The organism is Paenibacillus jepli, assembly GCF_047238105.1.
Classification (GTDB): domain Bacteria; phylum Bacillota; class Bacilli; order Paenibacillales; family Paenibacillaceae; genus Paenibacillus_D.
The window spans coordinates 3,266,733-3,290,000 of sequence record NZ_JBDFMD010000001.1 but is presented as its reverse complement, the minus strand read 5'-3'; the positions used below and the strand labels follow the sequence as shown (position 1 = coordinate 3,290,000).

The window sequence follows — 23,268 nt, the reverse complement described above, 5'->3', positions numbered from 1 at the left end:
AGTGTGTGTTAAGTGGGAAAGGATGTGGAGTTGCCCAGACAACCAGGATGTTGGCTTAGAAGCAGCCACCATTTAAAGAGTGCGTAATAGCTCACTGGTCGAGTGACTCTGCGCCGAAAATGTAACGGGGCTAAACACACCACCGAAGCTATGGCATGTACCTTAGGGTACTTGGGTAGGGGAGCGTTGTGTATAGGTTGAAGTCAGACCGTAAGGACTGGTGGACGGTACACAAGTGAGAATGCCGGTATGAGTAACGAAAAGATCAGTGAGAATCTGATCCGCCGAAAGCCTAAGGGTTCCTGAGGAAGGCTCGTCCGCTCAGGGTAAGTCGGGACCTAACGCGAGGCCGAAAGGCGTAGTGGATGGACAACAGGTGGATATTCCTGTACCACCGTAGCCGTTATGAGCAATGGAGTGACGCAGAAGGGTAGTGACGCGGACTGATGGATGTCCGTCCAAGCAGTGAGGCTGATGAGTAGGCAAATCCGCTCATCGTAAGGCTGGGCTGTGATGGGGAGCGAAAATTACAGTAGCGAAGGTCATGAGCTCCAGCTGCCAAGAAAAGCTTCTAGCCAGGTGAAGGTGCCCGTACCGTAAACCGACACAGGTAGGCGAGCAGAGCATGCTAAGGCGCGCGGAAGAACTCTCGTTAAGGAACTCGGCAAAATGACCCCGTAACTTCGGGAGAAGGGGTGCCTCGGTAGGGTGAATAGCCCGAGGGGGCCGCAGTGAAAAGGCCCAAGCGACTGTTTAGCAAAAACACAGGTCTGTGCGAAGCCGTAAGGCGAAGTATACGGGCTGACGCCTGCCCGGTGCTGGAAGGTTAAGGGGAGCGGTTAGGGGTAACCCGAAGCTGTGAACCGAAGCCCCAGTAAACGGCGGCCGTAACTATAACGGTCCTAAGGTAGCGAAATTCCTTGTCAGGTAAATTCTGACCCGCACGAATGGCGTAACGACTTGGGCGCTGTCTCAACGAGAGATCCGGTGAAATTTTAATACCTGTGAAGATGCAGGTTACCCGCGACAAGACGGAAAGACCCCATGGAGCTTTACTGCAGCTTGATATTGGACTTTGGTACGATCTGTACAGGATAGGTGGGAGCCTTGGAAGCCGGAGCGCCAGCTTCGGTGGAGGCGCCGTTGGGATACCACCCTGATCGTATCGGAGTTCTAACCCGCTACCGTGAATCCGGTAGGGGGACCGTGTCAGGCGGGCAGTTTGACTGGGGCGGTCGCCTCCTAAAGTGTAACGGAGGCGCCCCAAGGTTCCCTCAGAATGGTTGGAAATCATTCGTAGAGTGCAAAGGCATAAGGGAGCTTGACTGCGAGACCTACAAGTCGAGCAGGGACGAAAGTCGGGCTTAGTGATCCGGTGGTACCGCATGGAAGGGCCATCGCTCAACGGATAAAAGCTACCCTGGGGATAACAGGCTTATCTCCCCCAAGAGTCCACATCGACGGGGAGGTTTGGCACCTCGATGTCGGCTCATCGCATCCTGGGGCTGAAGTAGGTCCCAAGGGTTGGGCTGTTCGCCCATTAAAGCGGTACGCGAGCTGGGTTCAGAACGTCGTGAGACAGTTCGGTCCCTATCTGTCGTGGGCGCAGGAAATTTGAGAGGAGCTGTCCTTAGTACGAGAGGACCGGGATGGACGTACCGCTGGTGTACCAGTTGTTCCGCCAGGAGCACCGCTGGGTAGCTATGTACGGACGGGATAAACGCTGAAAGCATCTAAGCGTGAAGCCCCCCTCAAGATGAGATTTCCCAGTATGTAAGACCCCTGGTAGACGACCAGGTTGATAGGTCCGGGGTGGAAGTGCAGCAATGCATGCAGCTGACGGATACTAATCGGTCGAGGGCTTATCCTAAATATCTCAGCTAAGACTTACCTTGCTTTGATTCGCATCCAGTTTTCAGTGTGCAACGACACACTGCGGCAGACGCACGCGTCGCAAGACGAGAGGCGCCGCCCACGTTTGGTGATAATGGCGAAGGGGAACCACGCGTACCCATCCCGAACACGGCCGTTAAGCCCTTCAGCGCCGATGGTACTTGGACCGCAGGGTCCTGGGAGAGTAGGACGTCGCCAAGCACAACGAACCCACGATACTCGGATCGTGGGTTTTTTGTTGTGCGCGGAAGGTAGGAGGGACGAGCTCCGGCATAAGTGCAAAAGTACCTCTAACCTGGCACGGAATAGAGAATTGAGTGAGCACAAATGCAATAGTACACTTAAAGCGCGTGAAAATGGTACAACCTGGATATTTTTGCTGCGATAGGTGCACTTTTGCTCTTATGAACGGAGATTTGAGCAAATTGAGGGAGAATAGATGTACTTTTCAGGCTGTTGAAAAATGGCCGGAGAGGCACGGAATCGAATCTGGAGAAGCGCAGCTTATGCTTACGAAGTCGCTTTCTTGCAGAAAGCGTGTGAGTCCCCGGATTTCACCGCTAAAAGGGGTAAAAATCAAAGAAATCTGGGGACAACAGCGATCGGAAGATCGATCCGTGACTGTAGGCTTTCTTTTGAGGGCAGCCTGACTTTTGCACTTAGCAGTGGGCAGAGACGCGTGAGACGAAAGGGTAAAGCGGTTGCCACACACCGGTAGAGAGGTTGAGCGGCGGACCCTGGCCCATCATGCGGCGGATGCAGCTGACCTCAAGTGGGTTGGGTTTTGGCGATAAGAGGCTGGGGAGTGGCCCCATTCGCTTGACTAAGGGAGGTCCTTCCGTTAGCGTGGGAAGCAGAGAAGACATTAGAGAAGGAGGCGGGGATCTTTGAGGCACTTTCTCCCGCTGCAGGCCCCGGTGGTTGAAGAGACGAACAGGAGGAAGGGATATCGGTACCGCGAGTTTTCGCCGCATCCCAAGCTCGCCGATTGCATCGCATGCTACTGGTCACTGGAAGTTAGTCGCCAAAGGAACCAGCCGATCCTGCACCGGATCCTGCCCGACGGTTGCGTGGATCTGATCTTCGATCTGACTCAGGCTCCCGTCAGCGCCGGGGCGTTCACGGCCGGTCTGATGGCCAGCTATCGTTCGATTCCGCTTAGCGAGCCGTCGCTGACGGTTGGCATTCGGATGTTTATCCCGGCTGTCCGGTTGGTAACCGGGGCTCCGGTGGCCGCATTCGGGGAGGCGCGTGTCCCAGTGGAAGCGCTATGGGGACGGGGGGCGACAGACGAGTTGCTGGAGAAGCTGGCGGATGTTCTCGCCGCCGCATCCCCGCGACCGGATCATTCCGTGCTGCAGGGGATACTTGCTGTCCTTGAGATGAAACTGATGAAGCTGTTTGCGCACCGTGAGCAGACGGTAAGACGTGCTGATGGCAGACAGAGCCTGCTGCTAAGCGGGCTGCAGCAGATGTACGTCAGCAGCGGGATGTTGCCCGTCAGTGAAGTGGCGGCACAGTTAGGCTATAGCGAGCGCTCGTTGCGCAGACTGTACCAGGATGAGCTGAGCATGGGACCCAAGGAGCTCTCCGGTATCATCCGATTCCAGAGTCTGCTGCGGCAGCTTCACCGCACGGCTGCGATGGCTGAAGCCGCTTACGACCACGGCTTTTATGACCAGCCGCATATGATTCGCCTTTTCAAGCGTTATTACGGACTCCCGCCAGGCCAGATCTTCCCTTCCACCAGTGTACCCGTACGTTCGTTGTCACACGGTAAGGATGACCGTTAAATACAAGACGGTACGAATCAGGGGATAGGATAATGGGACAAAGGAGCGATGACGAATGACGAACTTCGATAAGGCGCGCAGGATGATGGCAGAGCAGTATATGAGTGAGAAAGCAAGGCCGCTGGAGCGGACAATGTATAAGTTTGAATTTGAATGCGGTTCGTCAGACGCTGTCATAGCGGAGCTGTCGGCATTCCAGAACAGCGACGGCGGCTTCGGCCACGGGCTGGAACCGGATCTTCGTACCCCTGTCTCTTCGGCGTTGGCAACGACGCAGGCGCTGGCCATTCTGGAGCGGCTGCCTGACAATGAGACCAAACGACACATGGTGGAGCGGACCTTGGCCTACCTTGCGGATCATTACCTGGAAGATCGCGGAGGGTGGGAGATCATCCCCAGGGCAGCTGAGGACGCGCCCCGCGCTATCTGGTGGAGATATGGCGGGTTTGACGCGTATTGGGGCAATCCCAACGCAGACATCGCAGCCTATTTTATCGACTACAGCACGGTCTATCCGTACACCCGGCTGGAGGAACTGCAGGCACGCACGATCCGCTATCTGCTGCAGGAATGCGATCTGACTGAGATGCACGAGATGCTGTGCTACCTCCGGTTCTGCGAACGGCTGGATGCTGCTGCACAAGCCGAAGTGGACGAGCGGATGCAGCAGTTCCTGGACAACTGCATCATCACTGAAGCCAATGAAGGGTATGGGGCTCGGCCTCTTCAAGCGGCGGACTCCCCCGAGGCACGGTACTATGCCAAGTATGCCTCCCGGATCCCGGCTGAGCTTGATAGTCTGATCGCGGAGCAAGGCGAGGACGGCGCCTGGGCTCCGAATTGGAGCTGGCAGCAGTATGAGGAGGAGTGGCTGCGGGCCAAGGAAGAGTGGAAGGGCATCTTGACGCTGCAAGCGCTGCGGACGCTCCGCAATTACGACCGGTTATAAGCGCTTGTCAAACGTCCTAGCAGGCACCCTATACCCAGGGTATTCCTATCCTTCCAGACGCCTTTGTTACCCACTCCCACGATGGCATGAAAATGAAATGAAAGCTTGCCGGAGAATGCTTGACAGCCCCATACCCCTCTGCTAATATTGCAATAATATCGATCTGGGCGGGGGAGAAGGAAGCTCCATAATCGTTGCCCGGGCAGTGCTGTGCGGCAGATGAGCGACAAGCAGGAATGGCATGTCAGAGCTGCTTGCCTGCCCTTGGAAGGCCAGGCAAGCAGGGACCTCCTACAGCCAACAGCATAGAATAGACGGTTATACAATGGACAAGGAGGAAATTTACTCGTGTGGGAAACCAAGTTCGCCAAAGAAGGTTTGACGTTTGACGATGTGCTGCTCGTTCCTCGTAAATCTGAAGTGCTGCCTCGTGATGTAAGTCTGTCAACTAGCTTAAGTCCGACCGTGAAGCTCAACATGCCGCTGCTCAGTGCAGGCATGGATACGGTCACGGAGTCGGCTTTGGCGATTGCGATGGCCAGAGAAGGCGGGATCGGAATTATTCATAAGAATATGTCTGTGGCCGAGCAGGCCGAGGAGGTAGACCGGGTCAAGCGCTCGGAGAGCGGCGTCATCACCAATCCGTTCTCGCTGACGCCGGATCATCATGTCTATGATGCCGAGGAGCTCATGGGCAAGTATCGGATCTCCGGGGTGCCGATTGTGGACGATGCGGACAAATTGGTCGGTATCCTCACCAATCGCGATCTGCGGTTCGTACATGACTACTCGATGAAGATCAGCGAAGTGATGACGCATGACGCGCTTGTGACTGCGCCGGTCGGCACGACGCTGCAGGAAGCGGAAGGGCTGCTGCAGAAGCACAAGATTGAGAAGCTGCCGCTGGTCGACGAGAACAATGTACTCAAGGGCCTGATTACCATCAAGGATATCGAGAAGGCCATCCAGTTTCCCAACGCGGCCAAGGATCAGCAAGGCAGGCTGCTGTGCGGCGCGGCGGTAGGGATCTCCAAAGACACGTTTGAGCGCGCTGAGGCGCTTACCCAGGCAGGCGTTGATGTCCTGGTCGTGGACTCGGCGCACGGGCATCATATCAATATCATCGAGACGGTGCGCAAGCTGAGAGGCATCTACCCTGACTTGACGATCGTCGCGGGCAATGTAGCGACCGGCGAGGCGACCCGCGACCTGATCGAAGCCGGCGCCTCAGTCGTCAAGGTTGGTATCGGGCCGGGCTCGATCTGTACCACCCGGGTGATCGCTGGAATCGGCGTGCCGCAGATCACAGCTATCTACGATTGTGCTACGGTGGCACGCGAATACGGCATCCCGGTTATCGCGGACGGCGGCATCAAGTACTCCGGCGACATCACCAAAGCAATCGCCTCCGGAGCCAGCGCGATCATGGTCGGCAGCTTGTTTGCCGGCACCGAGGAAAGTCCGGGAGAGTCGGAGATCTATCAGGGACGCCGCTTCAAGGTCTACCGCGGCATGGGCTCGCTGGGCGCCATGAAAGAAGGCAGCAAGGACCGCTATTTCCAGGAGAATGAGAACAAGCTCGTGCCGGAAGGCATCGAGGGTCGGGTGCCTTACAAAGGGCCGCTGGCGGATACGGTGCATCAGCTGATGGGCGGCTTGCGCTCCGGTATGGGTTATTGCGGCACGAAGTCGATCGAAGAGCTCAAGAACGATACGCAGTTCGTCCGGATTACCGGGGCGGGCTTGCGCGAGAGCCATCCGCATGATGTGCAGATCACCAAAGAGGCACCAAATTACTCACTTTAAAAGGTATCGAATAGCCCGCTTTTGATCAAGGACGATCACTGTAAGAAACCGCTCGGATATAGTCAGACAGCAGACAGGGGGAGGGTGAATCAATCACCGGATATTCCTGTCTGTTTTCTTATTTCTATGTATAACGCTCCTACTCTTTCTTGTGGTACAATGATAGACGGATTAAGTTCAGGGAGAGGGAGAGGAGTGCTGTGGTAAACAGCCGAAAGGCGAAGCCCTGGAAGCAGGCATTGGCCGCTTTTATGGCCATCTGGATGACATTGCTGGCAACGGCAACCCATGTAAACGCAGAAGTGCAAACAGCCAATGAATTGGGATTGCAGGTGAATTCGGCTTTCCTGATGGATGTCGCTACCGGACAAGTCCTGGTGGATATCGATGCGGATGTCGCGTTGCCCCCTGCAAGTATGTCGAAGATGATGACAGAGTATATCGTATTGGAAGAGATTGCGAATGGTAACCTGCGTTGGGACGAGGTCATCACGGTCGGCGAGAATGCAGCGACCACGACCCGCCAAGGCTCCCATGTCTTCCTGGCGCAGGGTGACAAACATACAGTTGAAGAATTGTTTATCGCCATGGCGGTGGGCTCGGCCAACGATGCATCGATTGCGCTAGCCGAGCGGGTCTCCGGTACGGAAGAAGCTTTTGCGCAGCGGATGAATGAGACGGCCAAGCGACTCGGTCTGACGACCGCGCATTTTATTAATGCGACCGGCCTTGGACGGGATGACATGAGCGCCAAGTATCAACCGGCATCCATCAGCGGCGAGACAGTGATGTCAGCCCGGGATTCGGCGATGCTGGCCTATCATATCCTGAATGAGCATGATGAGTTCCTGAAGTACTCCAGTATGCCGTCTTATCAGTTCCGCGAGCGGGATCAGAACCCTCTGATCAACTACAATTGGATGCTCGAAGGCAACAAGGAGGTCCAGGCATTCCGCAGGTATGCTTATGACGGTCTGGATGGCATGAAGACGGGACATACCTCGGCGGCGGGATATTGCTTCACCGGTACGGCTGAACGCGACGGCATGCGGCTCATCGGTGTCGTCATGGGCGCGAACGGCCAGGGAGCACGCTTCCTGGAGACCGCCAAGCTGCTGGACTACGGCTTCAACAACTTCGAGATGAAGACGGCCGTACAGCCCAAGAGCGTCGTCGAGACCGCCGAGACCGTCAAGGTCAAGAAGGGCGTACAGACCAACGTCCCGGTCGTGACGCAGAGCGATGTCAGCTTCCTCGTGAAGCGCAACGTCGAACCGCAGATCGAGCTGGTGGCGACCGATTTCAAGGAGCCTGACGAGCTGGTGGCGCCGCTGGAGGCCTCAACGGTTGTCGGTACGGCGACCTACGAGTATACCGACCCTGAGGGCGACAAGATCCAGAAGACAGTCAATCTGGTAACGAATGAGGAAGTGAAAAAAGGCAGCTGGTGGCGTCTGATGTTCCGGGCCATCAAAGATTTTTTCGTTGATTTGTTCAACGGAATCGTCGGATTGTTCTGATATGCCGTCCCATTCATGGATTCATTTATCATAAAAGGTTAGATTAACAGATAGGTACTATATGATCTGGGAGGAAGAAAAGGAATGGAAACAGGTACTTCACGTGTAAAACGCGGTATGGCCGAGATGCAAAAAGGCGGCGTCATCATGGACGTCATGAATGCAGAGCAAGCAAAAATCGCTGAAGCGGCAGGCGCTACAGCCGTTATGGCGCTGGAGCGGGTGCCCTCCGATATCCGGGCAGCGGGCGGTGTAGCGCGTATGGCGGATCCTACAGTTACCGAGCAGGTGCTGCAGGCCGTCTCGATCCCTGTCATGGCCAAAGCCAGAATCGGTCACTTCGTCGAAGCGAAGGTGCTGGAGTCCATGGGCGTGGACTATATCGATGAGAGCGAAGTGCTGACGCCTGCGGACGAAGTGTTCCATATCGACAAGAGTGGCTTCACCGTTCCTTTCGTCTGCGGCGCCAAGGACCTGGGCGAAGCGCTGCGCCGGATCGGCGAGGGCGCATCGATGCTGCGGACCAAAGGCGAGCCGGGTACAGGCAACATCGTCGAGGCTGTGCGCCACCTGCGTCTGATCAACGGTCAGATCCGCAAGGTGCAGAATCTGTCCAAGGACGAGCTCTACCACGAGGCCAAGACATTGGGCGTGCCGTATGATCTGCTGCTCGCGGTACATGAGAGCGGCAAGCTGCCGGTCGTCAACTTTGCAGCAGGCGGCGTAGCTACGCCTTCGGATGCCGCATTGATGATGCATCTGGGCGCAGACGGCGTATTCGTCGGCTCCGGTATCTTCAAATCCGATAGCCCGGAGAAGTTTGCCCGTGCAATCGTAGAAGCGACTACTCATTACGAAGACTACAAGCTCATCGCTGAAGTGTCGAAGAACTTGGGCACGCCGATGAAAGGCATCGAGATCTCCAAACTGACCGGCGCAGACCGGATGCAGGACCGCAGCTTGTAATCGCTGATCCGATCAGCTGATCAAGGAAAGAAGGATTCGCATGAAGATAGGAGTACTGGCGCTGCAAGGCGCCGTTGCTGAACATATGAAGAGCATCACGCTGGCCGGCGGCGAGCCGGTAGCTGTCAAGCGGACAGAACAGCTGCAGGAGCTGGACGGCCTGATCATCCCCGGCGGTGAGAGTACCGTGATCGGCCGGCTGATGCGCAAGTACGAGTTTGTCGATGCGCTTCATGACTTCGCGGCACAGCGCAAGCCGATGTTTGGCACCTGTGCCGGCATGATCGTGCTTGCAGAGCGGATCGAAGGGCAGGAGGAAGCGCATCTGAAGCTGATGGATATGACGGTTGCCCGCAATGCATTTGGCCGGCAGCGGGAGAGCTTCGAGACCGATCTGAGCGTCCAGGGCATAGACGAGACCGTGCGTGCCGTATTTATCCGTGCGCCGCTGGTGACGGCAGTAGGCCCTGAGGTAGAGGTCTTATCGACCTACAAGGACGAGATCGTCACGGTGCGGCAAGAACATCTGCTGGCCTGTTCGTACCATCCCGAGCTGACCCATGACTACCGGATGCACAGCTACTTCCTGGACATGGCCCGAGAGGCGCGCGGGTAGCTTGCAGAAGAGCGCCCTAAGCAAGTATTGAATCAAAGGTTGCAGAGAGGATGACTTCCACTCGTGTTAGATATCAAACGACTCAGAGCGGACTTTGACGGGGTCAAGAAGATCCTGACCAAGCGGGGCGGCGCTGCCGCCGATATCTTGGCTGGATTCACTGACCTCGATACGAAGCGCCGTGATATGCTGCAAGAAACCGAACAGCTCAAAAGCCGCCGGAACACCGTCTCCCAGGAAGTGGCCCAGCTCAAAAAGTCCGGGGGCGACGCCGAATCACTGATCCTGGAGATGCGTCAGGTCGGCGATCGGATCAAGACGCTGGACGAAGAGATCCGTACGCTGGAGGCTCAGATTGACGAGCTGATGCTCTCGGTTCCCAATCTGCCTCACGAGAGTGTACCGGCAGGCAGCTCCGAGGAAGACAATGTCGAGATACGGCGGGTCGGCGAGCCGCCGACCTTTGATTTCGAGCCGCAAGCGCACTGGGATATCGCGCAAGGCCTCGGCATCCTCGACTTCGAGGCGGCTGGCAAAGTAACCGGCTCGCGATTCGTCTTCTACAAGGGGCTCGGCGCCCGTCTGGAGCGGGCGCTGATCAACTTTATGATGGATCTGCACAGCGACCGACATGGGTATGAGGAGCTGCTCCCGCCCCAGATCGTCAACCGCGACAGTCTGATCGGGACGGGTCAACTGCCCAAGTTTGAAGAGGATCTCTTCAAGCTGGCGGAGACCGAGTACTATATGATCCCGACCGCAGAGGTGCCGGTGACCAACATCCACCGGGACGAGATTCTCGCGGGAGAGGAGCTGCCGAAGCACTATGTCGCTTACTCCGCCTGCTTCCGTTCGGAAGCGGGATCGGCGGGCAGAGACACCCGCGGTCTGATCCGCCAGCATCAGTTCAACAAGGTCGAGTTGATCAAGGTCGTCAAGCCCGAGGAATCTTATCGCGAGCTGGAAGCGATGACGGCGGATGCCGAGCGGGTGCTGCAGCTGCTGGGCTTGCCCTACCGGGTGCTGACGCTTTGTACGGGAGACATGGGTTTCACAGCTGCCAAGACGTACGATCTCGAAGTCTGGCTGCCGGAGAGCGGCATGTACCGGGAGATCTCCTCCTGTTCGAACTGTGAGGACTTCCAGGCGCGGCGGGCGGCGATCCGTTATCGCTCGGAGCCCAAGGCCAAGCCGGAGTTTGTCCACACGCTCAACGGCTCCGGTCTTGCAGTTGGACGTACCGTGGCAGCCATCCTGGAGAACGGGCAACAGGCCGACGGCTCGGTGGTGATCCCGGAGGCGCTCAGACCTTACATGGGCAACCTGGAAGTTATCAGAGCCAGATAATTATACTTACAGCCGTCGTACGCACTTCGTACGACGGCTTTTCGTTGAATTCAGAATTTATAGGATCCCTGGGAGTCAGGCTGCAAAAATTGTTGCATAACGGCAGGAAGGGACGTTGCAGTACCTTGATTCGGCAAAAGTTGGGGCGACAGCTGAAGTTGAGCGGAATGTCATGGTTTGTTCATTGACAAAATCGCCTAGTCGGGATATATTTTTAGATGATTGTGATAATCATTATCACTATATATCTGAAAAAGATGAGGGGTTTATACTTATGAAGAAATGCATACTTAACACAGGGCTGCTCCTGCTGCTGATGGTGCTGACCGCTTGCGGCAGCAATGCCGTCAATGAGGAGCCGGCACCAGTGCCAACAGGGAACAACGCGCAAGAGTCGTCTGCCGCAACTGAGGAAGGGACGGCAACGAACGGCACGGTGACCTATCCATCCGAGACCGGTCCGATTGAGATTCCGGCGAACCCGCAGCGCATCGTAGCGTTGACCAATGGGCCGAATGTCCTGGCTCTGGATGGAAAGCTCGTGGGCGTGGATCAATGGACCCAGGCTAACCCGCTGTTCGCGGATCGGCTTGATGGCGTGCAGGTTGTATCCGAAGGCGATTTCGAAGAGATTCTGGAGCTTGATCCGGATCTGATCATCGCTGGCGCCCACATGGAGACCATCGGGGAGCTGCAGAAGATCGCACCCACCGTAGTCTACACATGGGGCAAGCTTGATTACCTGCAGCAGCAGCTGGAGATCGGCAAGCTGTTAAATAAAGAGCAGGAGGCGCAGGCGTGGATCGACGATTTCTCTTCTAGAGCGGCGGAGATCGGTAAGCAGGTAAAGGCTCGCTACGGCGATGACGTCAGCGTATCCGTGTTCGAGACGGACAGCAAGAACTTCTATGTCTTCGGCGACGCCTGGGCGCGCGGGACCGAGATCCTCTATCAGGCGATGGAGCTGAACATGCCGGAGCAAGCCAGAGCCGACACGCAAGCTGACGGTTACTACCCGATCTCGTTGGAAGTGATCCCGGATTATGCGGGTGACTTCGTCGTGCTCAGCCGGGCGGCGCTCGGAGAGACGGATTACATGGATACCGAAGTATGGAAGAGCATACCCGCTGTCCAAAACAACCAGGTCATTGTTATTGATCTGGAAGCCTCCACCTACAGTGATCCGATCTCGCTGGAGTCGATGCTGGAGATCTTTGAAGAGGGCTTGCTGGGCAGCAACTAACGTCTTACCGGAAGAGTTTGGGATCTCGACAAATAGCTTGTTTTGACGCGGGGCATATGGTAAAATACATTCTGTTATATGATTTTTGTGCAGTATCCAGGAGAGATACCGAAGCGGTCATAACGGGGCGGTCTTGAAAACCGTTAGGGTGCAAGCCCACGTGGGTTCGAATCCCACTCTCTCCGCCAACTTACAACCATTGCAGCTTATCGAACTGCCGAGTTATTCTCGGCGGTTTTTTTGACTTTGAATTTATATGTTTCCGGGGCCCCCCGCAAAGTACCTGAGTATGCTTCGAAGCCAAGCCGCACTTTGTGGGGGTTATTTTGTTGTGCCGCGATTCTATCGGCCGCATAAAATAAACAGTCTCGTGCCATAGTAAGCATGGAGGTGGGAAAGCCGATGAGCCAAAAGGATGAACTGCAGCTCGATCAGCAGCGTTTGGTACAAGCATGGGAAACTGCGCTGCCGGAGCGGATCAAGCACGGGGATCAAGCTGTTGTCAGAGCAGATGAAGCGGATGCCAAGTCGCTTCGCATTACGATACGGACGGCAGGTCACCAGGAGTATGAATTTGACTTCATCGTTACTTATGTGGACAGCCGAGAGGTCCACGTCAGCTTGGTCGATGTGGAGAAGGCAGGAGTGTCCGTCGATGAACGGACGGATATGATCCAGCAGCTGATCCAGGACTATAAAAGACATCTGCACGAATGCGCCCAAGCGCTGCATCATCTGACACACGCTTGATGCGCCCAAGGAGGATACGAGGATGACACTGGAATCTAATACAGACAAAAACCTGGAAAGCGTCGTGCAAGACCTGGCTCACCCGGCGGTGAATAGCCATCAGGCCCAGCAGCTGCAGCAGGACAAGAACGACCGTCGTCACCAGGATGCCTTGAATCATGATGAACCGACTGATCTGGAGCACCAGCGGAGCTAGCCCATATCCCAAGCAGGAGGCGACATACGCCATGAGCAAGCCGAAAAGCCAGCCCGTGCCGGAAGCCACGCCGCAGCGGCAGCAGAAGCGCCGTGAGGACGGTCTGCAGGAGCCGCATTCGGGATCCAAGGACACCAAGCAGGCCAACCATGTGGACCACAATAATCCGCAAGGGTAACCCAGGACATTTCGTAAATACTCCCTGATTTGAGACCGCTAGTCTCAAATTCTGGGAGTTTTTTAATGTTACATAGCTTTCCTCAAGGGTTAAGTTGTAATAGAATGGGTATGTTGTGCGACTGAAAACACAGATAGAGGAGGGAACCCATTTGTACAACAAGAAAACAGTCAAAATGCTGCTGGTCATGGTGGCGATGACACTGGCCTTGCTCGGTTGCAGCAACCAGGAGCCCAAAGAGGCCGTGCAAAATGCCTTTGCCAATTCGATGTTAATGAAATCCTACACCTTCAGCGGCTCCATGGCGCTGGATGAACTGACCGTACCGCCGGAAGCGATGGGATCGAACGGCCCGGAGGCCGCCGCAATCATTAATACGCTCAAAGGTGCACAGATCACAGTCGATGGTGCTTATCAGGAAAATCCGATGCGTATGGAGATGACCATGAAGCTGGCGCTGCAGGGCGATTTCTCCATGACGATCGAAGTGCCGATGATCATGACTGAGGACAAGATGTATATCCGCATCCCGACCATCCCGATGATTCCAATGGAGGGCCTGTCGGGCCGCTTTATCGAGATCGACATGAACCAGCTCGCTGAGGAAGAAGGCGGAGTCGCGTTCCAGGATATCAACATGGATACGGCACGCAAGATGATTCAGGATTTCTCTGCCATCCTGCTTAAGCATTATGAAGAAGGCGACTATTTTGCTGAAGTGAACGCTGATGAGTTGCGTGCGATGCCGGAAGGAGTGCCTGCCGACCAGATCGTCAAATTTGCCGTGACTCAGGACAATATCGATGATTTCGTGACCAAGCTTGTACAGCATGTGGTGCCGGAGATTCTCGACGTGATCGCTAACAACGAAGAATATAAGACAACCTTGCAGTTGACCGATGCGGAGATCGAAGAAGCCAGAACAGAACTCCAAGTGGACAACGAAGAGCTCCAGTCCGGTCTGAACGAGATGAAGGAGTCGCTCGTGATCAATGAGATCAATACCGTCGCTGCAATCGAGGACGAGTATATCCGTTATCAGGAAGTGAACTTCAACGTCGATATCATGAACGAAGGCCAGACGATGACGCTCGGTTTCTTTACAACCAGCCAATACAACAATATTAACGAAGAGATCGAGTTCCAGCTGGAGATTCCGACGGATGCGATTCCGCTGGAAGAGCTGGAAAACATGGGCCCTGCCATGCAAGGACTGTAAGGCGGGGAATCAATAGCGGACTGTAGCCAACGGGGCTGCCCGAGCGTTTCATCTTTGAGATGAGCGCGGGGCAGCCCCTTGATGCGGGAGGCTTAATCTAAAGATAGCTTAAAGAAACGACAAACTTTGCGACATCCTGGTTTACGTCACGTAGAAATAGGGTAAGAAGTTCTGGATTTACAGAAGAAACCAATTGAAGAATAAAGGGAGAGGGCATTAATGAACACAAAAACATCCATTCAGAAGCTGGCTGCAGTCGGGCTGGTTGCCAGCATGATCCTGGCAGGCTGCTCCAGCAACGACAACAACGGAGGCAATGATCTGCCGCCTCCGCCGGCCAATAATAACAACACGAATGCCGAGCAGGTTGTCGATAATAATGCGGGCAGCGACACACCGGTACTTGAGGGTACGGCGCTGCTCAGCGCCACAGAAGACATGCAGATCACGCTGCCGGACGGCTGGCGTGAAGACCAGGAGCTCAATCCCGTAGCGCGGCTGAGCGCCTCCGACCGTGCACAGGAGAAGTACGTCATGGTCATCGCTACTTCCAAGCAGGATCTGGCGGAAGAGGCATCGTTGGATGATTACATCAACATTTTCAAAGAAAACACCACTCCGTCTGTCGACAATTTCGAGGCGACGGCTGCCACGGATACGACAGTCGACGGGTCACCGGCCAAACAGATCGAAATCACCGGTGAAGTTCAGAAGATCAAGGTTCATTACCTGGCTACATTTGTGGAGAAAGACGATGCTTTCTATCAGGTGATTACCTGGTCGACGCAGAACCAATTCCCGGATCACAAAGAGGAGTTTGATGCTGTAAGCCACTCACTTCAGGTGCTGAAGCCGCTGGAGGCGACAACTACACCGGATGGCGGATCTGCTGATCTCGAAGTATATGAGGGGACTAGCGGCAACTTCCAGATCATGCTGCCAGGGGACTGGACTGAGGAGACGACGCTGACGCCGGGTGCGGACATCCAGGCTGCCCGGATGGCCCAGGAGGATTACTTGGCTGTCATCACGGAGCCCAAATCGACCTTCTCAGGCGATACCACCCTGGAAGACTACCTGGATCTGGTCCTGCAGAACGGGATGCTCGAGGCGATCGAAGGGGCGCAGATGTCCGATCCCGAGGCAGTAGATGTAGGCGGCAAGCCTGGCCTGCAGTTTATGCTTACCGGATCGGTAGAAAAAGGTGAAAGTGGGCTATCTGCTCACTGTTGTGGAGACGGAAGGCCACTTCTCCCAGGTTATCTTCTGGACACTGGAGCAGATGCTGGAGCAGAAGATTCCGCAATATAGCCAGTACCTGCAGACATTCGAAGAAACGTCTGGTGCAGGTTCGGCGCTTTAATCCCAAAGACCTTTAAAAGAAACACCCTTGAGAGGAGCAGCGGACGATCCGCTGTTCCTTTTTTTTTGATATAGGATCACAAAAAAAAGCTGCCCCGCAGAAGGGAGGCCACTGAAAAAGTCCTTACTGAATCAAATAAGGTACTGCAACCGAAATAATTAAAGGAGCAGTACCTTTTTTGTTGTAAAATAAGGCTAACGCAAAAAGATGGTGTATCCGCCAACGAAGGCGTGGTCGCTGCGGGAAGAGGGGGCTTCCGATCGCTGTTGTCCCCAGATTTCTTGTTCATACCGCTTCAGCGGATGAAATCCGGGGACAAAGGCGAGCGCTCCGCTTCTCCAGCCTCCCTCTTCCCTCCGCTCCTGTGCCGGTGGCTGCCCTTGCAAAAAATACATTTCTAATCGAGACCTCGAAAGGATGGAAGCCCATTGTTCCAGAACCAACCTTCGTTTTCATTCAGCCCGTACACGTCCTTGTATGACCTGATCGTTCCGAAAGACAACATGCTCCGCCAGTTGAACGAACAGGTGGATTTTTCGTTTGTGTACGAAGAGCTACGAGCGAACTACTGTCTGGACAATGGACGTCATGCCATTGACCCCGTGCGGATGTTTAAATATCTGCTCTTAAAAGCGATTTTTGACCTATCCGACGTGGACATTGTCGAGCGCTCACGCTACGACATGTCCTTTAAGTACTTCCTGCAGATGGCACCGGAGGAGCCGGTCATCGACCCGAGCTCGCTGACCAAGTTTCGCAAATTGCGGCTGAAAGATCTCAATCTGCTTGACATGCTGATCGGAAAATCGGTTGAACTTGCGATTCAAAAGGGCGTTCTGAAGAGCACGTCCATCATCGTCGATGCGACGCATACGAAGGCGCGGTACAACCACAAATCCCCGCGAGAGACCCTGCAAGATCGCTCCCGCAAATTGCGCAAAGCGATCTATGCCATCGACGAGTCACTCAAAGCAAAACTCCCAGCGAAGAATACCGTAGATACCTTGGAGGCTGAAATTGCGTACTGCCAGCAACTCATTGCAGTGACAGAGACCAAGCTGCCCATCGCTCATACGCCTAAGATTACGGAGCCTCTGAACGTGCTAAAAGAGTGCGTTGATGATGACGTAGAGCAGCTTCGTCTCTCGAGCAATCCGGATGCGCGAATCGGTCATAAGAGTGCCGACTCGTCGTTCTTTGGATTCAAAACCCATTACGCCATGAGCGAGGAACGGATCATTACCGCCGCGACCATAACGACGGGAGAGAAGAGTGATGGGAAACAACTGCAGCCACTCATTGAAAAAAGCATCGCGGCTGGTGTAACCGTAAAGACCGTGATTGGCGACACGGCGTATTCGGAGAAAGACAACCTGATCTATACCAAGAAGAATCATATGGAACTGGTCTCCCGGTTAAACCCGCAGATTACGCAAGGGGGACGCAAGAAAGAAGACGAGTTTGAGTTTAATAAAGATGCGGGCATGTATGTGTGCAAGGCAGGACACATGGCAATTCGCAAAGCGCGTCAAGGCAAGAAGGACACGGGCAAGAACCAAACCGACACCTACTACTTCGATGTAGAACAATGCAAGAGGTGTCCCTTGAAAGCGGGTTGTTACAAGGAGGGCGCCAAAAGCAAAACGTACTCCGTCACCATTAAATCCGGGGCGCACGCCGAACAAATGGCATTTCAGGAAAGTGAGGCTTTCAAAGAAAAAGCCAAAGAGCGCTACAAAATTGAAGCGAAGAACAGCGAGCTCAAGCACAGGCACGGGTATGATGTGGCCACATCCTCGGGTCTATCCGGCATGCATATGCAAGGAGCCATGGCTATATTCGTGGTGAATCTGAAACGAATCTTTACATTAGGAAGCTGAAAAGACCCCGAAAAAGGGCACTGGACTCGCTTTTGTTGCGAGTCCAGTGCCCCTTTTTTGTTTAGTAAATTCATTTGAGACTTAAATATGATAGTTCTTCAGTGGCCTCGCAGAAGGGCAGCTGTCATTGGTTATAGGATTCGGGTGGCGGCCCCGAGATGAATCGAACATCCGACACCACGTTTAGGAAACGTGTGCTCTATCCGCTGAGCTACGGGGCCACAGCAATAATTATTATATCACAATCTATAGGGAGCTGCCATCTGAACCGTGGGCGAACAGACCTGTCTGCAGATTGAGTCCATAGCATGGTGATTACGCCCCAAGTCCTATAATTATAATTAGGTAAATGGTAGGATGTGCAGAAAACTGGTATACTTGTCCATAGAGAGTCTAATGTGGGGAAGGTGCTGAGTCGCTGATGAATCAACATACGAGGAATATCCAGAAGCTTTCCCTCTACGGCAGCAAGGAGGGTAATGATGTAGGCGTCCTGGTAGACGCCAAGGTAGCAGTGGAGAAGCGAAACTTCGTTGCAACCGGTATAATCACTTATGTGCTGGGAGAGATCATTGAAGTCGAGTTGCCCCAATATGATACCTTCGTACTGGGCGAGCAGGTGAAGCTGATCATTTATTCCCGAAGCGGGATGTTCGTCTTTGAATCGTCAGTCATCGCCAAGCACAGGGGGGCTCTCATGGTCATCAATCCCCCGGAGAACAGACGGCGCTTCAATGACAAGCGGGAGTACCCGCGGGTAGAGGTTGATTGCTCGGGGACGCTGCATGCGATGAAGAATCCTTCCAGCCGGCAGGAGTGGGCGATGCCGTCACCGGTCGATTTCGTCATCGACAACATGAGCATGGGCGGCCTGGGGCTGAAATTGACCGTTGACCTGGGGATCAGCAGGACCTGGCTGCTCGAGGTCAGACTGGATCTCGGGTTTGATCTGCCTTGTGGATTGGAGATCATCCGTTCCGACCGGTCGGCAGACGGCTTCTATTATGGCGCCTCCTTTACCGGGCTGCCCCAAGATCATGCTGGTCGGCTCAGAAGCTTCATTTTGAGACGACAGATCGAGACGTACTATGAAGAGAAGCACCGGGTTGCAGACGTAGCGGAAGTCGAGCCTGTCCTCACAGGAGGACAGGAGAGTCCGGGAGCAACCAAAGGAGCGGGTATGCACATACACAAAGGCGACGCAGATTGACCCCGTGAAGCATGTAGATTTTTGTAGAATGATGTCGATTATTACGTAAAAAAGCCTTCGGGTTGTCGACAGGTTTTTACAAATTCCTTATCCTAGAGCGCGTATACTATACATACAGCTAGTAATGTCTAGGATAGGGGCGAGCTTCTTGGGGCGAGTATCCGATAAATCCAAACTTCTTGATCAGCTTCAACGGCTTCGCCTCCAACTGCATGAACTGGCCGAGGAGAGAGGAAGCCTGACAGATCCCGATGTTATAGCCATCAGTGAAGAAGCGGACCGTTTGATCGTCGTCCTGCAGCTGCTGCAGCGATCGGAGATGGAGGATAGTGCCGCCGCTCGCGAATGACGATCAGATCGGTCTGCCGCGCAGTCGGCGGAAGAACTGGGTAAGCAGTGCGGCGCACTCCTCCTGATGCACTCCGCTGATCAGCTCGGCGGTATGGTTGAACCGGACATCCTGCAGCAGATTCATTAATGTTCCGGCACACCCGGCCTTCGGGTCGGGTGTGCCATAGATGACTCGGGCAATCCGGGATTGGACGATGGCGCCTGCGCACATCGGGCAAGGCTCGAGCGTCACATACAACGAACAATCGAGCAGCCTCCAGGCGTCCAAGCGATGGCTGGCTTCACGGATGGCGATCATCTCGGCATGGGCTGTCGGATCGTGGCTGGTCTCCCGCAAGTTATATCCTCTCCCAATAATCTCACCGTCCTTGACGACGATTGCCCCGATCGGCACTTCCATGATAGCTTCAGCCTTTCGCGCCTCCGCGATGGCCTCTCGCATCCAGTATTCATCATTTGTTTGTTCATTCATCATCTAAGGTGCCTCCAGATCAGATTAATGTCGGTTACAGCTGTCGATAAAGCGCGAATTATGCCGCGAACAGGCATTCGTTGTTAACAGCGTGTGGATATAATTGTGGATAAACTTTTTGTTGTACACATTATTATACACAAATTATTCGATTTCACTGTGTGTAACTAGGATAACTTGTGTATAACTCTGTGAATTACGTAAAGTTAACTTACGTCTAGTACTTTTAACGCTAGAATTTTATGGGAGTTGTGATATCATCGGAAGTAAGCAAGCAACACTAGACAAAGGGTGTGTCAGCGGTTGTCGGTAAAAACCAAGCTCGCATTCATCCTATCCCTTATTGTGTTTATTCTGCTCAGTCTCAACGTTCTCCTGCATGACTACGTGACACGACTCGATCTGAGACAGCAGGCCGAGCAGGACGTGGCGATTGTCGCCAGACAATTTATGCATGCGATTGCAAGTTACCGCTACGGATCAGGGGTAGTCGATCAGGAGTGGGAAAAACGGCTGCAGCTTGCCACGATCATCGCAGCAGACAGACTCGGCTCAGTCAGGAAGGATATCACCACACGCCAATTGAATGAGACTGCGCTAAGTCTTGGACTGGATCGATTGGTCATCCTGGCTGAGGTACAGGGCGAACCGACGCCGGTCGCCTTCTCGGATGTCCAACAGACTGAACTGGAGAATGCTAGGTGGGAGACGAGGATGTCCTGGCTTACTGCGGCTATGGCGGGCAGCAGGGAGGGGTTCTGGTCGCCCCCGTATGAGATGGCAGCTTCGGGCGGGATCGAATCGGACAAATGGGGTTACTATACCCGGGAAGGGCTGGATTATATCCTGGCGGCATCCCTGGACAATAAAACGCTGCAGGAGGCTCTGAGTGTATTGGGCCCGCAGCCGATCTATAACAAGTCTATCCAATCGATCGAAGCGCTGCTGGAGATCATGATGTTCGATATGAGCCCGGAGGAGGAGAGCGATCAGGAGAAGACAGCCTTGAGGCAGCTGGATCACATGTGGTTTACCCGTTATGGGGAGCCGCATGTGTTTGGGACGAGCCGCTATGCCGAGCCAAGCTCGGACTATATGCGGGCACAGGCTGCCCTTGGCAGCGGTCTGCAATACGACGATGTTGTGTTGGATGACAAGCCGTTGATCAAAGTGTATGTGCCTTTTAACGACGGCAGCTCGTATGTGCTGGGGTTGGTCCTGGATAAGCAGATTGCCATCTTTGACAAGTTGAGCGCAGAAAGAAACCAGCGGCTGTTGATTTCGGGCATTGCCTGGCTGATCGTACTGATCATCAGTTACTGGATATCGGGTATCATCCTGCGCCCGATTCGGGCGATCCTCTGGAAAGTAAGCGAGGTGTCTTCCGGCCGCTTCGACGAAGCGCTTCAGGTGAGACGCAAGGACGAATTTGGCCAGTTGGCGATTCGTATTAATGCCATGTCCAAAAATCTGGCCATCTATACGGCGAAGCTCAAGCAGGCCTTTGAGGAGAACCGTTCCATGAAGGAATACCTGGAATCGTTCATCAATCACACGACAGATGCTATCCATGTGGTTGATCTGGATGGTCGCATCACCCAGGTCAACCGGGCCTTCGAGAAAATGTTCGGCTGGAGCGCCGAGGAAGCGGTCGGCAAGGTACTACCCCTCATCCCGGCTTCAGAGCAGAAGGAAGAGCATGCGGCGATGGAAGCGCTGCGGAGCGGCAGGCTGCTCGATACGCGTGAAGTGCTGAGGAGAACCAAGCAGGGCGAGGAGATCGCGGTCAGCGTGACGACCTCGCCGATCCGCGACCGCAACGGGGCGATCTGGGCCATCGCCAGCATCACGCGCGATATGACCAGCCGCAATAAGATGGAAGAGCTGCTGCGCCAGTCCGAGAAACTGACGACGGTGGGACAACTGGCGGCAGGCGTCGCCCATGAGATCCGCAATCCGTTGACGACGCTGCGGGGATTCCTGCAGCTGCAGCAGCAGACAGGAACGCTCAATATCCGGCACAACGATCTGATGCTCTCCGAGCTGGAGCGGATCAATCTGATCGTCAGCGAATTCCTGATCCTTGCCAAGCCTCAGGCCATCAAGTTCCATATCAAGGACGTCCGTTATGTGCTCGGAGACGTCATCTCGCTCCTGGACAGTCAGGCGCATCTGTTCAACGTTGTATTCCTGCAACAGTTTGCCGAGGAGGCGTGCGAGGTGTCCTGTGAGGAGAATCAGCTCAAGCAGGTGTTTATCAATCTGCTGAAGAACGCGATGGAATCGATGCCCAGCGGCGGGGAGATCGCCATCCGTGTGGCGCGGGAGCCCGCGCATTACATTACAATTGCCATCGAAGACCAGGGCACGGGCATCCCTGAGGAGATGATCCCGAAGCTGGGTGATCCTTTCTTCACCGGCAAAGAGACCGGTACTGGTCTGGGCATCATGGTCAGTCAGCGGATCATCCATGCCCATCACGGCACGATGCATATATCCAGTACCGTCGGTGAAGGCACTACGGTGCGGCTGATGCTGCCAGCCTGGGAGGGAAGGGCAGGCGAAGAGGAGGAAAATGAGGTACAATAATGGCATATATGCAAAGGGGAAGGCCGCTGCGCAAGTGCGTGCCGATCCCGGGTGCCGAGGCAGTGCGCGCGATGCGGGCTGCGGCCTAGGGGGGCAATCCGCCGGTACGCTGCCACAGCACCGGGGGCTGCCGGCGGTCCGCCGCTACGCGTCGGATGAGATCGCCGATCTGGCGCGCAGACATCAAGAGCAGGAGGAACAGCAATATGCGGATTAACAAATTTATCAGCGAGAGCGGGTACTGTTCGCGCCGGGAAGCGGATAAGCTGGTGGAAGGCGGCAGAGTGACAATCAATGGGAAGCTGGCGGAGCTGGGCAGTCAGGCGGAGAGCGGCGACGATGTTCGGATCGACGGCAATCCGCTGGGCGCCCACAAGCAGCATGTCTACCTGGCGCTGCACAAGCCGGTGGGCATCACTAGTACGACCGAGCAGCATGTCGCCGGCAATATCGTCGATTATGTCGGCCATCCGGAGCGGATCTTCCCGATCGGACGGCTCGACAAGGATTCGGAAGGCCTCATCCTGATGACCAATGACGGCGATATCGTCAACCGCATCCTGCGGGCCGAAGGAGAGCATGAGAAGGAGTATATCGTCACCGTCGACCGCCCGCTATCGCCGGCCTTCGTCAAGGGCATGAGTGAGGGCGTGCGGGTACTCGGCAGTATGACGCTGCCATGCCGGGTCGAGACAGTGTCCCAACGAACCTTCCGCATCACGCTGACCGAAGGCCGGAACCGCCAGATCCGGCGGATGTGTGCAGCCTTCGGTTATCAGGTGCGGCGGCTCCAACGGGTGCGGATCATGAATATCCGGCTGGGCGAGCTGCCGCGCGGAGAGTGGCGGGATCTGACCCGAGAGGAGCTCGGAGAGCTGTTCCGCACCCTGGATTACCAGCCGCAGTAATCCCCGCCCATTGGTCTGG

The 23,268-nt window shown here is 55.0% G+C and carries 20 protein-coding genes, 2 tRNA genes and 2 rRNA genes (1 of these 24 cut by a window edge); 22 read left to right on the top strand and 2 right to left on the bottom strand.

The genetic code is table 11. The annotated features are described in order from the left end of the window. The 17 genes from ABC336_RS14465 to ABC336_RS14385 all read left to right on the top strand — a co-directional run. Positions 1-1,870: ribosomal RNA gene (locus tag ABC336_RS14465) — 23S ribosomal RNA — on the top strand; it begins 1,055 nt to the left of the window's first position. A 107-nt stretch (positions 1,871-1,977) separates the two neighbouring features. Then, positions 1,978-2,094 (top strand): 5S ribosomal RNA (gene rrf, locus ABC336_RS14460). A 686-nt stretch (positions 2,095-2,780) separates the two neighbouring features. Continuing rightward, entirely contained in the window at positions 2,781-3,686 is a 906-nt protein-coding gene (locus tag ABC336_RS14455; RefSeq protein ID WP_413239310.1) for a DUF6597 domain-containing transcriptional factor, read from the top strand. A gap of 55 nt (positions 3,687-3,741) precedes the next feature. Continuing rightward, positions 3,742-4,635 carry a hypothetical protein gene (locus ABC336_RS14450; RefSeq protein WP_413239309.1) on the top strand — a complete coding sequence of 298 codons (894 nt, stop codon included), beginning with the start codon at positions 3,742-3,744 and terminating at the stop codon, positions 4,633-4,635. A 348-nt stretch (positions 4,636-4,983) separates the two neighbouring features. Beyond that, complete coding sequence (gene guaB / locus ABC336_RS14445) at positions 4,984-6,441, top strand: IMP dehydrogenase (RefSeq protein WP_413239308.1); 1,458 nt, start codon at positions 4,984-4,986, stop codon at positions 6,439-6,441. Between the two features lie 251 nt (positions 6,442-6,692). Then, entirely contained in the window at positions 6,693-7,961 is a 1,269-nt protein-coding gene (locus ABC336_RS14440; RefSeq protein WP_413242518.1) for a D-alanyl-D-alanine carboxypeptidase family protein, read from the top strand. A gap of 84 nt (positions 7,962-8,045) precedes the next feature. Then, positions 8,046-8,927, top strand: coding sequence for a pyridoxal 5'-phosphate synthase lyase subunit PdxS (pdxS, locus tag ABC336_RS14435; protein WP_413239307.1), 882 nt, complete (start codon positions 8,046-8,048; stop codon positions 8,925-8,927). Positions 8,928-8,967: 40 nt separating this feature from the next. Further along, positions 8,968-9,543: a pyridoxal 5'-phosphate synthase glutaminase subunit PdxT gene (gene pdxT / locus ABC336_RS14430; protein WP_413239306.1), complete on the top strand. Its 576-nt coding sequence runs from the start codon at positions 8,968-8,970 to the stop codon at positions 9,541-9,543. A gap of 63 nt (positions 9,544-9,606) precedes the next feature. Further along, on the top strand, positions 9,607-10,890 hold the full coding sequence (serS, locus tag ABC336_RS14425; protein ID WP_413239305.1) for a serine--tRNA ligase: 1,284 nt from the start codon (positions 9,607-9,609) through the stop codon (positions 10,888-10,890). A gap of 274 nt (positions 10,891-11,164) precedes the next feature. Then, on the top strand, positions 11,165-12,133 hold the full coding sequence (locus ABC336_RS14420; RefSeq protein WP_413239304.1) for an iron-hydroxamate ABC transporter substrate-binding protein: 969 nt from the start codon (positions 11,165-11,167) through the stop codon (positions 12,131-12,133). 99 nt (positions 12,134-12,232) lie between these two features. Further along, positions 12,233-12,321 (top strand) — tRNA-Ser (locus tag ABC336_RS14415). Positions 12,322-12,535: 214 nt separating this feature from the next. Beyond that, positions 12,536-12,883: a hypothetical protein gene (locus tag ABC336_RS14410; protein ID WP_413239303.1), complete on the top strand. Its 348-nt coding sequence runs from the start codon at positions 12,536-12,538 to the stop codon at positions 12,881-12,883. Positions 12,884-12,905: 22 nt separating this feature from the next. Continuing rightward, positions 12,906-13,079 (top strand): hypothetical protein, encoded by a 174-nt coding sequence (locus ABC336_RS14405; RefSeq protein ID WP_413239302.1) that lies wholly within the window; start codon positions 12,906-12,908, stop codon positions 13,077-13,079. 31 nt (positions 13,080-13,110) lie between these two features. After that, positions 13,111-13,257, top strand: a complete 147-nt coding sequence (locus ABC336_RS14400) for a small acid-soluble spore protein P (protein ID WP_413239301.1) — start codon at positions 13,111-13,113, stop codon at positions 13,255-13,257. Positions 13,258-13,408: 151 nt separating this feature from the next. After that, positions 13,409-14,476 (top strand): hypothetical protein, encoded by a 1,068-nt coding sequence (locus ABC336_RS14395; RefSeq protein ID WP_413239300.1) that lies wholly within the window; start codon positions 13,409-13,411, stop codon positions 14,474-14,476. Positions 14,477-14,695: 219 nt separating this feature from the next. Then, positions 14,696-15,787 (top strand): PsbP-related protein, encoded by a 1,092-nt coding sequence (locus ABC336_RS14390; RefSeq protein ID WP_413239299.1) that lies wholly within the window; start codon positions 14,696-14,698, stop codon positions 15,785-15,787. Between the two features lie 480 nt (positions 15,788-16,267). Next, positions 16,268-17,719 (top strand): IS1182 family transposase, encoded by a 1,452-nt coding sequence (locus ABC336_RS14385; protein ID WP_413239298.1) that lies wholly within the window; start codon positions 16,268-16,270, stop codon positions 17,717-17,719. A 145-nt stretch (positions 17,720-17,864) separates the two neighbouring features. Here the strand turns inward: ABC336_RS14385 and ABC336_RS14380 are convergent. Continuing rightward, positions 17,865-17,940 (bottom strand) — tRNA-Arg (locus tag ABC336_RS14380). Positions 17,941-18,140: 200 nt separating this feature from the next. On the opposite strand from ABC336_RS14380, the gene ABC336_RS14375 reads away from it, so the two are divergent. Then, the gene (locus ABC336_RS14375; protein ID WP_413239297.1) at positions 18,141-18,929 is read left to right on the top strand and encodes a PilZ domain-containing protein; all 789 of its coding nucleotides are present in this window, start codon (positions 18,141-18,143) and stop codon (positions 18,927-18,929) included. A 148-nt stretch (positions 18,930-19,077) separates the two neighbouring features. Next, positions 19,078-19,278, top strand: coding sequence for a Spo0E family sporulation regulatory protein-aspartic acid phosphatase (locus tag ABC336_RS14370; RefSeq protein WP_413239296.1), 201 nt, complete (start codon positions 19,078-19,080; stop codon positions 19,276-19,278). A 3-nt stretch (positions 19,279-19,281) separates the two neighbouring features. Here the strand turns inward: ABC336_RS14370 and tadA are convergent, their stop codons facing one another. Further along, positions 19,282-19,752, bottom strand: coding sequence for a tRNA adenosine(34) deaminase TadA (gene tadA / locus ABC336_RS14365; RefSeq protein WP_413242517.1), 471 nt, complete (start codon positions 19,750-19,752; stop codon positions 19,282-19,284). Positions 19,753-20,055: 303 nt separating this feature from the next. Here tadA and ABC336_RS14360 point away from each other — a divergent pair, with 303 nt between their 5' ends. The 3 genes from ABC336_RS14360 to rluF are packed head-to-tail and all read left to right on the top strand — an operon-like array spanning position 20,056 to position 23,249. Continuing rightward, positions 20,056-22,341: a PAS domain S-box protein gene (locus tag ABC336_RS14360; RefSeq protein ID WP_413239295.1), complete on the top strand. Its 2,286-nt coding sequence runs from the start codon at positions 20,056-20,058 to the stop codon at positions 22,339-22,341. Continuing rightward, entirely contained in the window at positions 22,328-22,558 is a 231-nt protein-coding gene (locus ABC336_RS14355) for a hypothetical protein (RefSeq protein WP_413239294.1), read from the top strand. Before ABC336_RS14360 ends, ABC336_RS14355 begins: the two co-directional genes overlap by 14 nt. Next, positions 22,548-23,249, top strand: coding sequence for a 23S rRNA pseudouridine(2604) synthase RluF (gene rluF, locus ABC336_RS14350; protein ID WP_413239293.1), 702 nt, complete (start codon positions 22,548-22,550; stop codon positions 23,247-23,249). The genes ABC336_RS14355 and rluF overlap by 11 nt, the downstream gene beginning before the upstream one ends. Positions 23,250-23,268 lie beyond the last annotated feature (19 nt).

Excerpts from the sequence above, each read along its gene's own strand:
- pdxT (WP_413239306.1), top strand. The coding sequence starts at position 8,968 with ATGAAGATAGGAGTACTGGCGCTGCAAGGCGCCGTTGCTGAACATATG.
- ABC336_RS14440 (WP_413242518.1), top strand. The coding sequence starts at position 6,693 with ATGGCCATCTGGATGACATTGCTGGCAACGGCAACCCATGTAAACGCA.
- ABC336_RS14400 (WP_413239301.1), top strand. The coding sequence starts at position 13,111 with ATGAGCAAGCCGAAAAGCCAGCCCGTGCCGGAAGCCACGCCGCAGCGG.
- ABC336_RS14450 (WP_413239309.1), top strand. The coding sequence starts at position 3,742 with ATGACGAACTTCGATAAGGCGCGCAGGATGATGGCAGAGCAGTATATG.
- ABC336_RS14355 (WP_413239294.1), top strand. The coding sequence starts at position 22,328 with ATGAGGTACAATAATGGCATATATGCAAAGGGGAAGGCCGCTGCGCAA.
- ABC336_RS14410 (WP_413239303.1), top strand. The coding sequence starts at position 12,536 with ATGAGCCAAAAGGATGAACTGCAGCTCGATCAGCAGCGTTTGGTACAA.
- ABC336_RS14390 (WP_413239299.1), top strand. The coding sequence starts at position 14,696 with ATGAACACAAAAACATCCATTCAGAAGCTGGCTGCAGTCGGGCTGGTT.
- tadA (WP_413242517.1), bottom strand. The coding sequence starts at position 19,752 with ATGAATGAACAAACAAATGATGAATACTGGATGCGAGAGGCCATCGCG.
- ABC336_RS14405 (WP_413239302.1), top strand. The coding sequence starts at position 12,906 with ATGACACTGGAATCTAATACAGACAAAAACCTGGAAAGCGTCGTGCAA.
- pdxS (WP_413239307.1), top strand. The coding sequence starts at position 8,046 with ATGGAAACAGGTACTTCACGTGTAAAACGCGGTATGGCCGAGATGCAA.
- ABC336_RS14375 (WP_413239297.1), top strand. The coding sequence starts at position 18,141 with ATGAATCAACATACGAGGAATATCCAGAAGCTTTCCCTCTACGGCAGC.
- rluF (WP_413239293.1), top strand. The coding sequence starts at position 22,548 with ATGCGGATTAACAAATTTATCAGCGAGAGCGGGTACTGTTCGCGCCGG.
- ABC336_RS14420 (WP_413239304.1), top strand. The coding sequence starts at position 11,165 with ATGAAGAAATGCATACTTAACACAGGGCTGCTCCTGCTGCTGATGGTG.